Raw genomic sequence first — 1,238 nt, forward strand, 5'->3', positions numbered from 1 at the left:
TGCCCGCGCCTACACCGACTACGGCCGGGAAACCGGACCCGACGGCACACCCGCGCCCGCCGCGCACCGAGCCGCCGACCCCGCCGCCAACCCCTTCCGCTTCGGCGGCGAGTACGCCAACACCGAAAACGGCACCGACTACACCCCCGCACGCCTCTACCACCGCGAAACCGGCCGCTTCACCACCCGCGACCCCCACCCCACCCCCCTCAACAAATACCAAGCCTTCGCAGCCAACCCAGTCGAGCACACTGACCCCACCGGAAACATCCAAATCCGCTTGAAGCAGCGATCACATTTGGGTGATGTCGAGAAGTACACACCTGACTACGTTCCTGGAATGAAAAGCAGCGATGGCGCACGCAGCGGCGGCGAGGAGCAGAACACCGCCACGCCCTCATCGCAAGGAGAGCCCGGTGGGAGCTCCACATGGCCGTCTATGGAGCAGCTTCTCACCCTCAACGGAAGTAGACTTGAGGAAAAGCGCGCGAGATCAAGAAATGCAGCAATAAAGCACGTGAAGACCTTCTTGTTCCCAACCGATATGCCTATAAATTCGATAGAAGAAGCTTACACCCCAGTCCGTGAGCAGTTGCGGGCAAATTCTCGGAGAAATCCGGCCTTCAAGGGATCTTGCAGAACCGGAACCTGCGCGTTCCTCGCCACTGTCCAGAGCGGCAGATTAGTGCTGCCCGCCGGGAAAGCCGCATGGACTGGGGGTACGAGAACTTTGGGGGCGAAACGACAGCTCGCAGAGGGGCGAAGCATTAGAGAGATGATGATTTCCGCGCGTGCAAAATTCTATGCGAAGGGAACGAAAGATTTTATGGTTCACATGCGCCAGCCTGGGGCCCATGTCGCCCCAATAATCTTCAGATTTGACGAAGACGGCATAGCGGAAGGCGATTCAGGAAAGGTGCGCGGCTTTTTGGCGGACACCTCGCTTAACGTGCTGATGGCTATCACGGACACCGACGACTTGATAAGCTACACCCGCAAAGGCGAAAGCAGGTACAGTAGATACGCTGAATTCAGCCTATACCCAGCCCCAGACCTGAACGGATAAAATTTCGGGAAACGGCATCCCCTGTGACCGGCCGCGGTTCACTGAGCCTTTTTTCCAACCTCACTCTGAGGTAGTTACTGAGGGTTTCAGGGTGGGGTCGGTGGGTTGATGGTCAGACCGGTGGCCGTGAGACAGCTGTCGGTGAGGTCGGGTCGGAGTTGGATTCTGCGTA

1 protein-coding gene is annotated in these 1,238 nt (G+C 58.5%); it reads left to right on the forward strand.

Annotated features, from left to right (window positions below):
• A partial coding sequence (locus IF89_RS44050) for an RHS repeat-associated core domain-containing protein (protein WP_199820653.1) occupies positions 1 to 1,066 on the forward strand: 1,066 nt, incomplete at its 5' end.
• Positions 1,067 to 1,238 lie beyond the last annotated feature (172 nt).

Origin of the sequence: Streptomyces sp. NRRL F-2664, assembly GCF_000719345.1 — a bacterium.
Taxonomy (GTDB): Bacteria; Actinomycetota; Actinomycetes; order Streptomycetales; family Streptomycetaceae; genus Streptomyces.